Annotated in this window: 10 protein-coding genes; 5 read left to right on the top strand and 5 right to left on the bottom strand. The window is 38.0% G+C overall.

The features are described from left to right. Positions 1–118: 118 nt before the first annotated feature. Positions 119–3,187 carry an efflux RND transporter permease subunit gene (locus CKK03_RS21335; protein WP_099364523.1) on the top strand — a complete coding sequence of 1,023 codons (3,069 nt, stop codon included), beginning with the start codon at positions 119–121 and terminating at the stop codon, positions 3,185–3,187. Between the two features lie 353 nt (positions 3,188–3,540). Here CKK03_RS21335 and CKK03_RS21340 read toward each other — a convergent pair whose 3' ends face one another. Both CKK03_RS21340 and ku read right to left on the bottom strand, forming a co-directional pair. Continuing rightward, the gene (locus CKK03_RS21340; protein WP_245864249.1) at positions 3,541–5,373 is read right to left on the bottom strand and encodes a DNA ligase D; all 1,833 of its coding nucleotides are present in this window, start codon (positions 5,371–5,373) and stop codon (positions 3,541–3,543) included. Positions 5,374–5,421: 48 nt separating this feature from the next. Beyond that, a complete protein-coding gene (gene ku / locus CKK03_RS21345) occupies positions 5,422–6,354 on the bottom strand; it encodes a non-homologous end joining protein Ku (protein WP_099364524.1) in 933 nt (310 codons plus the stop codon). Positions 6,355–6,710: 356 nt separating this feature from the next. Between ku and sigI the strand changes: the two genes are divergently transcribed. Then, positions 6,711–7,463, top strand: a complete 753-nt coding sequence (sigI, locus tag CKK03_RS21350; protein ID WP_099364525.1) for an RNA polymerase sigma factor SigI — start codon at positions 6,711–6,713, stop codon at positions 7,461–7,463. Continuing rightward, positions 7,460–8,494, top strand: a complete 1,035-nt coding sequence (locus tag CKK03_RS21355; protein ID WP_099364526.1) for an anti-sigma factor domain-containing protein — start codon at positions 7,460–7,462, stop codon at positions 8,492–8,494. The genes sigI and CKK03_RS21355 overlap by 4 nt, the downstream gene beginning before the upstream one ends. A 46-nt stretch (positions 8,495–8,540) precedes the next feature. Here CKK03_RS21355 and CKK03_RS21360 read toward each other — a convergent pair whose 3' ends face one another. Then, positions 8,541–8,735, bottom strand: a complete 195-nt coding sequence (locus CKK03_RS21360; protein ID WP_099354122.1) for an alpha/beta-type small acid-soluble spore protein — start codon at positions 8,733–8,735, stop codon at positions 8,541–8,543. A gap of 231 nt (positions 8,736–8,966) precedes the next feature. Here CKK03_RS21360 and CKK03_RS21365 point away from each other — a divergent pair, with 231 nt between their 5' ends. Beyond that, positions 8,967–10,316, top strand: coding sequence for a TrkH family potassium uptake protein (locus CKK03_RS21365; protein ID WP_099364527.1), 1,350 nt, complete (start codon positions 8,967–8,969; stop codon positions 10,314–10,316). Positions 10,317–10,477: 161 nt separating this feature from the next. On the opposite strand, the gene CKK03_RS24065 is transcribed toward CKK03_RS21365, so the two are convergent. Then, positions 10,478–10,834 (bottom strand): DUF3905 domain-containing protein, encoded by a 357-nt coding sequence (locus tag CKK03_RS24065; RefSeq protein WP_281254545.1) that lies wholly within the window; start codon positions 10,832–10,834, stop codon positions 10,478–10,480. 144 nt (positions 10,835–10,978) lie between these two features. On the opposite strand from CKK03_RS24065, the gene ykzP reads away from it, so the two are divergent. Then, a complete protein-coding gene (ykzP, locus tag CKK03_RS23890; RefSeq protein WP_099354306.1) occupies positions 10,979–11,134 on the top strand; it encodes a protein YkzP in 156 nt (51 codons plus the stop codon). Between the two features lie 30 nt (positions 11,135–11,164). Here ykzP and CKK03_RS21380 read toward each other — a convergent pair whose 3' ends face one another. Further along, the gene (locus CKK03_RS21380) at positions 11,165–12,910 is read right to left on the bottom strand and encodes a B12-binding domain-containing radical SAM protein (RefSeq protein WP_099364529.1); all 1,746 of its coding nucleotides are present in this window, start codon (positions 12,908–12,910) and stop codon (positions 11,165–11,167) included. Between the last annotated feature and the right edge of the window lie 82 nt (positions 12,911–12,992).

Consider the following 12,992-nt stretch of genomic DNA (forward strand, 5'->3'; position numbering starts at 1 on the left):
TAAAGTAAAGATAAGTTAAAAAGAAACTGTACATTCTATAAAGGGTGTACAGTTTTTTTCTATTTAATGGGTATAATGTCAATGATGTTGTACTTTTTCCGAAATGAGGTACTTATTTATGAACATAAGCAAATTTTCGATAAAACGACCTATATTTACGTTGGTGACAATGTTTTTAGTGATTATTCTAGGATTCGTTTCCTTAATGAATATCCCACTTAAATTAATCCCAGAAATCAATCCACCTGTAGGTGTAGTGGTTGCCAATTATTTTGGAGCAAGTCCAAATGAAGTTTCTGAAAAAGTGACAAAACCCCTTGAACAAAGTTTGTCAACCTTGCCCGGCTTAAAAACGATGTCCTCCACTTCTCAGGAGGGGGCAGCTCTAATCTTACTGCAGTTTTCATGGACAACCTCCATTGATGATATTGAAAATGACATTCTAAGTAGGATTAACCAAACACAAATTACCGATGATGCAGAGGCGCCTCGGTTTCTAAAATTCGATCCTTCTCAGTTTCCGATTATTCAATTGTCGCTTAGCATGGAAGGGGATGAAAAAGGACTCCAAGAGCTTGCAGAAGGTTTAACAACAGAGCTCAATAAAGTTGAAGGTGTTGCAAATGTTAATCTGTCAGGTGTTGTAACAGAAGAAATAAAAGTTGAACTTGATCAAGAACAGTTAGAAGAGTACGCTCTGAGCCAGGCTGATATTGTAAACATTCTCAGAGCAAACTCCGTCTCATTACCAGGAAATACAATTGAATCTGAAGGCAGAGAACTTACTACAAGAGTCATTAGTAAACTGACTTCGGTTCAGGACTTAGAGGAGCTTTCTATAACAATTGACCCACTGCTTGGTGAAAGGGTGTATCTTGGAGACCTTGCTGAGGTTAAAATTGTGCCCGAATCACAGAAAACCATCACTCGAGCCAATATGGAACCAGCGATGTTAGTCAGCGTCCTCCAAGAATCAGACGCAAATACCGCGCAAGTATCAAAAGCCTTCCAAACAGAATTAGAAAAAAAGCTTTCTCAGGACAAATATAAAAATGTCCAGGCAGAAGTACTGTTTGATCAAGGGGATTATGTCAAAATCGCAATAGGAAATATTACAAGTACATTGCTGTTAGGTGGACTGTTCGCGATGATTGTCCTCTTTTTCTTCCTTAGAAGTGTAAAGAGTCCACTCATTATCGGGATTGCGATTCCATATTCCGTCATTGTTACTTTTGTGCTCATGTATTTTTCAGATTTCTCGTTAAATATTCTTACGTTAGGTGGATTAGCGCTCGGTATTGGGATGCTCGTTGATAATTCAATCGTCGTCATTGAAAATATCTATCGTCATTTATCAATGGGGAAAGAACCAAAACAAGCTGCAGCCGATGGAACAAAGGAAATTGGAACGGCGATTATAGCATCGACTTTAACGACGGTAGCCGTCTTTTTACCAGTTGTTTTTATTACCGGTTTAATCGGGGAATTGTTTACTGAATTTGCTGTAACGATTGCGTTTAGTTTATTCGCATCTCTCGTGGTGGCACTAACAGTTGTTCCAATGCTAGCCAGTCGATTCTTAAAGAAACCAAATGAGGATCTTGAGAAAAAACGTCAATCATCAAGAGGCATGCGTTTTTTAGAAAATGCCACGAGATGGTCACTGGGACATCGTTTCATTGTCCTTTTGCTCACGATTTTATTGTTTGCGGCCAGTATTTTCGGGTTGTTTAGAGTCGGAACCGAGTTCATACCAAAAAGTGATGAAGGCTTTTTTACAATTAATTTAAAGCTTGAAAATGGAACGCCACTAGACGAAACACAAAAAATAGTAGGTGATATTGAAAATATCTTAGAAAAAGAGGCAGACGTTGATGTATTTGTAAGCCTGATAGGCTCTACCCAGGAGAAAAGTTTCAGGGGTGGAGGAAGTTCGAATGAAGCAGAAATTTATGTGAAAATGGTTGGATTCGAGGAACGTGAGCGCTCCACATTTGAGTTTGTTGACGAGACAAAATCGAAAATTGAGACTCCAGTTATCGAACTTCATCCAGAGGCAAAAGTAAGATTTAATTTACAGTCCTCATCAGGTTCAACTCCGAACACTTTGCAGTTTCATGTAAAAGATACAGATAAAAACAGGCTAAATGAAGCAGTTTCAAGGCTTTCGGAAGCGCTGGTTGATTTGAAAGATGTAACAGAGGTTTCAACAGATGTATCGAAAACAATTGAGGAACTTCAAATTACGATTGATCAAGAAAAAGCATTTGAGGAAGGACTTGCGCCTGTACAAATCGCCTCAACGGTAAATGATGTTACAAGAGGGACGAGAGTGTTTCAGCTAACTGATGAAGACAATCAAATTTATCCGGTTACTGTAAGCTATGATCGAGATTTTACAAACGATATCGAGGGTTTAGGGAACCTACTTTTAAAAACTCAAGCAACTTCTTTTGTGCCTCTAAAGGAAGTGGCAGATATTGAAATTGGCGAGGGGCCGCTAACCGTACGGAGAATTGACCAGCAACATGCCGTACAATTTACGGTCAAATACGTGACGACAACGAATCTTGGTGCAATTTCGAAAAAGGTGGATGAAGTAGTAGCAGACCTTGAACTTTCTGATGAAACAGACATCGTCTACAGTGGTGATAAGGAACTGTTAGAATCCTCAATAGATCAAATGGTCCTTGCATTTGTGCTCGCACTTACGTTGATTTATATTGTAATGGCAGCACAGTTTGAATCATTAAAATATCCGTTTGTTATTATGTTTACGGTTCCGTTAATGGTCATCGGGGTTGCATTTGGCCTTTATCTCACAAATACTCCAATCGGAATTACGGCCATCATCGGAATTATCGTGCTAGCGGGTATTGTGGTAAACAACGCAATCGTGATTGTTGATTATATTAATAAGAAGAAAGAGGACGGTATGAGTTCACATGAAGCAATTGTTGTCGCGGTAAAAGATCGAACACGACCGGTGATGATGACAGCAACCACAACTATTTTGGGGCTATTACCACTGGCATTTGGTATCGGTGAAGGCTCTGAAATCAACCAACCGATGGGAATTACCGTCATTGGAGGTTTGATCAGCAGTACCTTGTTAACTTTATTTATCATTCCAATTGTGTACAGCTTGTTTGACAAGGAAACGAGGAGGAGAGCTAGAGAGGAATAGGGGTAGTTATTGTGAATATTGGAAAGGTGCAGGGGGTTTGTGGTTGATATGAATAGAGTGTTGGGTAATTATGGTAAATATGGTGGAATAAATAGTGGATATTCTAGGGTTATTGGGTAATGTTGGGAATAGTGATGGGATAAGTGATAGATATGAATGTGGTTTTGGGTAATGTTGGAAAAGGTGATAGCATAAGTGGTACATAAGATAGGGACTTTGGATAATAAAGGAAAAACTGGTGTTTAATAAGCCCAATGAAGAACATTTCCAGCGAAAATCACAACTCAAATGTCCTTCATCACCCAAAAAACCAGATGCACCCACCCACATCCAATCCACCCACATCGCCTGGCCTAGCTTTGCCTCAAAAACTCCAGCACAGGCTCAAATGGCTGTTTCTCTTTCGCATCAAAATAATGCGCAAAGGGGCAGCCATTTTGATTGATTCTCTCAATGATAGTCTCCAACGGAAAGTCTTCAATCGACAATTCGTCCGTGATCTCTTCCCAATAAAGAGGGGTGGCAACATAGGCCCCATCATTCCCACGGACCGAGTAGGGTGCTACAATCGTTTTACCTTCAGCATGTTGCACGTAATCTACATACATGCGGTTTCCCCGATTTTTTTTCAATCTCTCAGTAGTAAACAGATCAGGCTCCATGGTTACTAAATAATTGGCGATAAACTCTGTAAATTGTCTTGTATCCTCATACGTGAACTTGTTTTCCGGCAGGGGTATATAAATTTGCAAACCCTTATTTCCGGAAGTTTTTACAAATGATATTAGTTTTAGTCCGTCAAATACTTCTTTTAGGATGGTCGCGGCTTTTTTAGCGAGTGGAAAAGCAGCGCGGGACGGTGGATCCAAATCAAACACAATCTCAGATGGTCCTTTTGAATGAATTGTTCGAAACGGGATATGAAACTCGAAACTCAATTGATTTCCTAACCAAGAAAGGGTCTTTAAATCATTGCACACAATATATTCGATCCCATCTGACATTGAGGTCTGGATAAACTCAGGTGCATACTCCGGGCAGTTTTTTTGATAAAACGACTCACCATACATCCCATGTGGATAACGAATGACAGTCAACAAACGCTCCTTTAAAAAAGGGAGCATATTGGGTGAAACCTCAACCAAATATTGAATATAATCGAGTTTGGTTATCGATTTATCCTTCCAAAGTGGCTTGTCAGGATGGGTAATCTCAATTTCTTTAGGTAGAAGCGGGGCATTATTACTGAGCTTTTCCCATGTGCAATCCTGCCATTCTACATCAAACCGGAACTGTGAGAAACTAGGCTGTCGTAATTGCTCTTTATACAATTCTAGATAAAAGAGTTCAACACAAATGCCAGGGCCGACTTTAATAAAACTAGCTGTTTCATCTGTAGAGTTAGTTTGTATAACTTGAAGGAGTGCTTGTCTTTCATCGGGAGAGAGACCATGTGAAAACAATCCTGCTTCATAGATTTGATTATTTCTTATAACACCGACATGAAAATAGGCATTTTTTTTATCGTAGCCTAGAATAAAAAAGACACCAACTTGCCAATTTTTAATTTTATACCAGTTAGTAGTGCGCTTGCCTTCCTCCCAGGTGCTATCTATCTTTTTTGCAATAATCCCTTCGGCTATTTGTTCAGTAGCATTCTTCCAAATCGCCTCGAGGTCTTCCTCGTATTTAATTAATTGGATGAGTTGGCTACTATTTGGATTAATGATATGGGAGAGATTGGCTTTACTAAAAAGTTTATAGAGTTCATCTTTCCTAACCTGAAATGGTTCAACCTTGAGATCCTGACCACCAAGCTCTAACAAATCAAAAACCAAATAATGAGCAGGCTTAGAAGCAGATGCCTGTGTTATTTTATCGGTGCTCCTTAATCGGCCTCGTTGCTGAATATATTCAAAGCTAGCTTTATAAGGTGACTCTAAGATACATAGTTCTCCATCAAAAATGAGTGGCAGGTAGGGAATCATCGCATCCGAAAGATTTTTACATTGATTAATAATCTCTGGAAACTGTTCATTTAAGAGGTTTCCGTTCCTACTGATCAGCTGGATCCGATCTTTTTCCCAATGGAGCATCGCGCGGAAGCCGTCATATTTAATTTCATATACCCAGTTTTGGCCAGTAGGGGCTTCGAAAATAAGGGTTGGAAGCATTGGTTTCAGCATCATACCACTCCTTTATCTAAGGGGAGAGCTCCTTATTAGGAGCTCTAATCAGGTGCCAACTTTTTTACGAGTCGTTCTCGTTTTTGGTTTGACTGAAGTCGTTTTATCCGTTCCTGTTGGCGCTTCAGGTTTTGCTTTTGGCTTTGTAGTTCCCGTTGCCTTTGCTTTGCCTTTTGGCGCTGCTGCTTTTTTAGGTGCAGCTGTTTCCTTCGACTTTGTTCGTTCGATACTAGCTTGTAAGGCACTCATTAAGTCCACCACATTTGTCCTTGGTGCTTCTTTAGAGGTTGTCCCCTCATTATTATTAATTTTCGATTCGATGAGCTCCATGAGAGCTGTGCGGTATTCATCCTTATACTTTTCAGGATTAAACTCTGTTGTTAATTGGTCAATCAGCATGATGGCAGTATCAAGTTCTTTTTCATTTAGATCCACATTTTCTGGGACACCTGGTACCTCGCCTACATTGCGAACTTCGTCAGGATAGTGAATCGTTTCCATGACTAGACTGTTTTTAAAAACTCGGATGATGGCCATTTGTTGTTTGGAACGTATTGTAATTTCAGCGATTCCGATTTTACCTGATTTTTGGAGAGCCTCACGAAGTAGTGCATAGGCTTTGCTTCCATTTTCACCAGGACCCATAAAGTAAGAACGGCTAAAATAGATAGGATCAATTTCTTCGAGCTTCACAAAATCTATGATCTCTACACTTTTATCCTCGTGCTCATCCTTTAGTTCTTTCAGTTCTTCATCGTTCAAGATGACGAATTTCCCTTTTACATATTCGTAGCCTTTAACAATGTCATCATTTCCTATGTCTTTTTCACAATTCGGGCAGGTTTTCTCATATTGAATGGGGGTATTGCATTCTTTATGAAGATTTCTAAGTTTGACATCCTTGTCTTCAGTTGCCGAGAAAAGCTTTATTGGAATATTGACGAGACCAAAGCTAATTGAGCCCTTCCACATCGTATGCATATGATTTCCTACTTTCCTTTTTTACTACTATTGTTTCCTTTAAATGGGGAAGGAATGTTGGTAATAATACCCTCACATTCATTCGTGAAATAAATTTCATAAAAAAGTATTATTTACCCCCTCAAAAATAATACCGAAGACGTAAACTGTAAATGAGTCAAACATTACAAAAACAGAAGTGGATGTAACGGAAAAGAAATATATGTTACAGAGCTTGTCACCATTACTATAAAAGAATAGTCTTTCGTATTAGTTCTTTTGTAATATTTTCGGTTGAGGCATTCCAATGTGAAAAATTGTTATTGAATCTCACTTCAGTATCTTGCTACTATTAACAGATAGTAAAGAGAATTGAGGTGAAACAGGTGCTTAGTCTTTTATTTAAAATTGGAAAACGAAAAAGCACTCTGGAAGAAACCGTTATCGAGATTCAAAATGGAAATCAACAACTACAAAATAAACTAATTGATGACTATAAACCTTTTATTGCGAAAAATGTTTCTGCTGTTTGTAAACGATATATAAATGAATCGGACGATGAATTCAGTATCGGACTTATTGCATTTAATGAGGCCATTGAAAAATACTCGAAGGAAAAGGGGAGCTCCTTTTTATCGTTTAGTGAACTCCTCATTAAACGACGAGTGATTGACTACATTCGTAAAGAAGCACGAGTACGCAATATTAATTTTATCTCTAATGGTGAAACGGATGAGGAAGGCGCACAAACAAAGCTCGAGGCTCATCTATCTGTTGACGATTATCAAAGGAAAGTGGAGCAAGAACAGAGAAAAGAGGAAATTCTCCATTTTCATCAGGTATTGCAGGAATTTGGTTTGTCTTTTCAAGAGCTCCTTGAAATTTCGCCAAAACATGCAGATGCTAGACAAAATGCTATTATGGTATCAAAGGCCGTTGTAGAAAATGAAGAGCTGATGAAGACGCTAATTGAAAAGAAGCACCTTCCAATTAAGCAGCTTGAATCGAAGGTCTCAGTCAGTCGTAAAACGATAGAGAGAAATCGAAAATACATTATTGCAATGGCGATCATATTATCTAGCGACTATGTTTATTTAAAAGATTATCTAAAAGGGGTGCTCGAGAGTTGAAAAAGGGGATCGTTATGGATGTGAACGATGATTATGTTACGATGCTAACCCCTGATGGTGAGTTCGTAAAGGCCAAACATACAAAAACGAGCTATGAAATTGGCGAAGAAATAACCTGTTTTCCGATCGACGAACGGGTAAGGAATGTTTCAAAGCCGCGGTTTTTTCAGGTAAGGAAATGGCGTTATGCGGTAGCAAGTTCTTTAGTTGCAATTTTATTTTTATCTTTATTTATACCTTTTTCATCGCGTGATGAAGTGTATGCATACATGTCCATTGATATCAATCCAAGCTTTGAAGTTGGATTAGATGAAAACCTACAAGTCATAAGCATAGAAGCTCTTAATGACGAGGCGAAAAAACTGCTTGAATCCATTCCAGATTGGAAAAATAGCACGTTAGATTCAATCACAGAAAAGATCATTGAAAATAGTAAAGATAGCGGTTATCTTAAGGGCGGTAAGCAAGTTTTAATTACCACAGTTGTGACGGATTCACATAATACAGATGTAGACCGTGAACTTGAGCAAGGTATTGAAGAAATAAAAGAAGAATATAAAAAGGAACAAATAGCAGTTACCTCGATAACTAGTACGGTTGAAACAAGGAAGGCCGCACAAGAAAAGGGGATTTCAACGGGGAAACTGCTAATTGAAGAAGATAAGGTTCCTAAACCAGTAGAAGAACAGAAGGCTCAGCCTGCCCGACAAGAGAAAGAGAATCAACAGGAAAAGGCCGTTGAGCAAAAAGAGATAAACGAATTTAGGAACAATCAAAAACAAAAGGCTGAAGAAGTTCAGGAAGAACTTAAAGAGAAAAAAGAACAGATAAAAGAAAAAGTCAAAAACAATATTGAAAACTCCAATATGCCAGCCCACTTAAAAGAAGAAAAAATAGAGAAAATTGAAGAGAAGTGGGAAAAGAAGCAGCAGAAGCAGGAAGAAAAGGAACGGAAAAAAGAAGAGAGAGAACAAAGAAAAGAAAACAATAATCGTGGAAAAGACAGAAATCACGATCATGACGATGATTAAGCCGAGGCATATGCGCCTCGGCTTTCGTCCATTTTATGAAGTTTTTTTATTCTCCGCCTCTTAATTGGTGTTGTGCTTGGGAAACAAGGCGTTTTGTAATTTCGCCACCTACAGAACCATTTGATCGTGACGCTGTATCTGAACCAAGCTTAACACCGAATTCTTGGGCAATTTCAAACTTTATTTGATCTAAAGCCTGTTCAATTCCAGGAACAAGCAATTTATTACTACTTCTAGCCATTTAAATCACTCCTTTATAATTATCAACAACGTTTAATTCGTTGTATGTTTAGTATGAGAATATAATTAATTTCAATACTGGAAATGCATACTAATAAGTAACGAAAAACGATTAAGAATAAAGCATTTAAAAGAAGACCATTCGGTTTACACAAAAAAGACTTTTAATATGGTAAATAATTCTTTAATATAGAGGAATAGATTTCGCAATTAGGTTAGGGTGAAAGAAAAAATGTGGAAAAAGCTAAATTTATATTTCAATGATCTATCTCCAGCTCAATTAATTTTTGCATTCTATCTATTGGCTGTTACGATTTCAGTTATATTACTTAGTCTTCCTTTTGCTATCAAGGAAGGGGTAGAGGTGGCCTTCATTGATACGTTATTTACAGCTGCAAGTGCAGTAAGTGTAACAGGATTAAGTGTATTCTCAGTCAAAGATACATATACCGTTTCTGGTATTTTTATTTTGATTTTCGTTCTACAGGTTGGCGGAATTGGAATAATGACAATGGGGACCTTCATTTGGTTATTATTTCGTCGGAAAATTGGACTTCGTGAACGACGATTAATTATGGTTGATCAGAATCAATCACAGCTATCAGGTTTAGTGAATCTGCTTAAACAAATTATTATTATTATGGTTATTATTGAGTTCTTTGGCAGTTTGATCTTAGGTCTTTATTTTATGCAGTTTTTTGATACTTGGCAGGCAGCCTTCATTCATGGTATTTTTGCCGCTGTTAGTGCCACCACGAATGCAGGATTTGATATTACAGGGACCTCTTTAGTGCCGTATGCGAACGATTATTTCGTCCAATTTATTACGATTATATTGATCATTTTAGGTGCAATTGGTTTTCCGGTATTAGTCGAAATCAAAGATTTTCTTTTTCAAAAGAAAGGAAGATATCGTTTTTCACTATTCACGAAGCTTACGACAGTTACATTTTTATCATTAGTTGTTTTTGGTACGTTGATGATTTTACTATTGGAATCCAACCATTTCTTTAAAGGGATGGACTGGCATGAAACCTTCTTCTATTCCTTATTTCAATCCACAACAACAAGAAGTGCTGGTCTTGCAACGATGGATGTAAATCAATTTTCAGAGCCTACATTGTTGTTTTTAGGTGCCATGATGTTTATCGGAGCTTCACCTAGTTCTGTTGGTGGAGGAATTCGTACTACGACATTTGCGATAAATATATTGTTTTTATATCACTTTGCAAGAGGAAACAAAAATATTAAAATCTTCAAACGTGAAATCCATGAAGATGATATTAGAAAATCACTTATAGTCACGATTTTTGCTTTTTTTACTTGCTTTATCTCTGTATTTTTATTAACGATTACTGAGGATTTTACATTTATGGAAATTTTCTTTGAGGTAGCATCTGCGTTCGGTACATGTGGTCTATCGATGGGAATTACCCCTGATTTAAGTAATTTTGGAAAAATCCTTATTATGTTATTAATGTTTATCGGTCGGGTTGGTATCCTGAACTTTATCTTCATTATCGGAAAGAAAGGAAAGGATGCAAATTACCATTACCCAAAAGAAAGACTAATAATTGGATAATACAAAAGAGCACCCGATTTGGGTGCTCTTTTGCAAATGTCTAGCACCAGGCGCCATCTGCTCGAGGTCACAAGCCAATCGCTACTGAAGGCAAAAAGAGCCTTCTCCCAGCGCTTCTCTTGTGCTTGTCGCAGATATGCGGGCACCTTATACTTTTCTAATTAGTCGTTTCCGTAGCTAGTGTCTTGTGATGGGTGCATGAATGGAACACCTTTAGGTTGTTTTTTACTTTCAAGCAATTCTCGATTTTCGGCTGTATTCCAGCCGATATCATTTGTTGGATGCACCCATTGGTCACCGGCCATTATTTCTGGATCCACTTCATCGCTCCAATTATTCAATGGAGAATTGGAGGAGTCATACAAGCTATCGCCTATAACCACTCCATGCTCATTTACAAATGGTTCCTCCATTTTAATTCCGGTACCTTTAAAGGATGGTGCGGAAATTTGATGGGGCATCGTTTCATCTAAAATTGGTGATTCGATCTCTTCTGATTGTTTTTTCTTTTTTGTCAATCTTACACACCTCACATATCCATTTTCTATAGTGTTTGCAACAACCAGAAATTTATAAAATGGAGAGTTTATCAAGAGGTGTATTTTACCATTTATGTAGATACCATTCATGGTGAAAACTACAGATGAAAAGGGGGTAAAAACATGAAACGTAAGGTGAAATTTGACGCAGCGAGAAAGAGTAATTTTACACCAAAAGAAAGTATGCCTGATACAGAATTTTCAGCAGAAGCAGATTATGAAAACCCAATGAAGGGTGCAAATCGTAATTCGAAAAAAGGAAACAGCACTGGCGAATAAGAAAAAGAGTCAGCCGCGCTGACTCTTTCTTTACGAAACTTTTCGGGAAAAGACTTTTGCTTGTCTTTCAATTGGCTCAAAATAAACGAGCAAATACGTATCTTGTAATTTAATTTCTCCCGTTTGTTTATAAGTCTCAAGATCAAATGGAATTTTTTCGACAACTGTATGCTTGTACAAATCTTTTTCTTGAAGCTTCAGTTTGCTAAATTCCTCACCCAAGGCATTCGGGTCTTCCACGATCTCCTGATAGAAGGTTGCCCGATCTTGTTTACTCACAAGGTCCTCCCACCAAGGCTTCCGTGGCTTGTATTTTTGATTTCTTAAATAATCATATTTCATGATAGCTTCGATAACTGGAAGCTGATGTTGGTTTGTCGCTTGTAAAAATTCATACAGACGCTTGAATAAATCCTCTAACTGGTGACCAATTCGAGACCATCCACGCTCGTCCCAATACGTGCCAAAGTCTTGGAAGAAATCAAATGGTGTCTCAAAACTATGAGTAACCAAAAACTCCACGGTCTCGTTCATTCGATGGTCATTCCAATACTTTTCGAGAACATCCTCAACCTGTTTAATTCTTGTTATATCCTCAAAACCCAAAACATTATTTCCTAGAATCTCATAAGGCGAGTGATCCATATAGATATAATCATGCTGTGCAGCAGTGATTCGAACCCCTGTCCCACGAAGCATTTTTAAAAAGCCAAGCTGAAGCTCCTCTGGACGCATTTCAAACACATCATTAAATGTTTTTCGGAAGGATTGGTAATTTTCCTCAGGTAGACCGGCAATCAAATCTAAATGCTGATCGATTTTTCCGCCTTCTTTTACCATCATTACGGTCCGCTGAAGCTTTGCAAAGTTTTGCTTACGTTTAACCAATTCATTTGTTAGGTCATTTGTAGATTGAACCCCAATTTCAAATCGGAACAGCCCAACAGGTGCATTTTTATTTAAAAAGTCAATGACTTCAGGTCTCATGATGTCTGCTGTAATTTCAAACTGGAAAACAGTACCTGGACGGTGTTCATCAATTAAGAACTGGAACATTTCCATCGCATAGCTTCGGCTAATATTAAAGGTGCGGTCAACGAATTTAATAGTTTTAGCACCATGGTCCATTAAGAAACGAATGTCGTCTTTGACTTTTTCACGATCAAAATAGCGCACTCCAACTTCAATCGAGGAAAGGCAAAATTGGCAATTAAATGGACAACCACGACTTGTCTCAATGTATGTCACGCGTTTTGATAACTGTTCGAGGTCCTCTTCAAACCGAAATGGTGAAGGTAAATCCTTAAGATTGAGCTTATTTCGTTGTGGATTGATTTTCAATCGATCTTCTTTACGGAAAGCGACACCACTGATGTCATCTTTACTTTCATTATCACGAATCGCAGTGAGTAGATCCTTAAAGGTTTCTTCCCCTTCACCCACGACAATATAATCAACCTCTGGGATGCGCTCAAGCCATTCGTGAACGTCATAAGTCACCTCAGGGCCGCCAAGGATGATGACTAGCTCCGGATTTATTTTTTTAAGCATTTTAATGACTTTAATGGTTTCTTCAATGTTCCAAATGTAACAGCTAAAGCCGATAACATCCGGCTTTTTTCGATACAAGTCAGTAACGATGTTCATTGCTGGATCCTTAATTGTATATTCCGCAAGTGTAACATCAAATTCAGGTGCCGCAAAAGCCTTTAAATACCGAATGGACAGGCTTGTATGGATATACTTTGCATTTAACGTACTAACAACAATATTCATTCTCTTGCTCCTTATTAAAAACACTATGATTAACTTATTTATTTTACCACAGGAGGCTATTTGCACCAAATACAAGTGAATA

The sequence above is a fragment of the Fredinandcohnia onubensis genome (assembly GCF_002734215.1).
Classification (GTDB): Bacteria; Bacillota; Bacilli; order Bacillales; family Bacillaceae_L; genus Ferdinandcohnia; species Ferdinandcohnia onubensis.

What these genes read in the sequence shown, in the direction of transcription:
- CKK03_RS21335 (WP_099364523.1), top strand. Translation starts at nt 119, where the DNA reads ATGAACATAAGCAAATTTTCGATAAAACGACCTATATTTACGTTGGTG.
- CKK03_RS21340 (WP_245864249.1), bottom strand. Translation starts at nt 5,373, where the DNA reads ATGCTGAAACCAATGCTTCCAACCCTTATTTTCGAAGCCCCTACTGGC.
- ku (WP_099364524.1), bottom strand. Translation starts at nt 6,354, where the DNA reads ATGCATACGATGTGGAAGGGCTCAATTAGCTTTGGTCTCGTCAATATT.
- CKK03_RS21360 (WP_099354122.1), bottom strand. Translation starts at nt 8,735, where the DNA reads ATGGCTAGAAGTAGTAATAAATTGCTTGTTCCTGGAATTGAACAGGCT.
- CKK03_RS21365 (WP_099364527.1), top strand. Translation starts at nt 8,967, where the DNA reads ATGTGGAAAAAGCTAAATTTATATTTCAATGATCTATCTCCAGCTCAA.
- ykzP (WP_099354306.1), top strand. Translation starts at nt 10,979, where the DNA reads ATGAAACGTAAGGTGAAATTTGACGCAGCGAGAAAGAGTAATTTTACA.
- CKK03_RS21380 (WP_099364529.1), bottom strand. Translation starts at nt 12,910, where the DNA reads ATGAATATTGTTGTTAGTACGTTAAATGCAAAGTATATCCATACAAGC.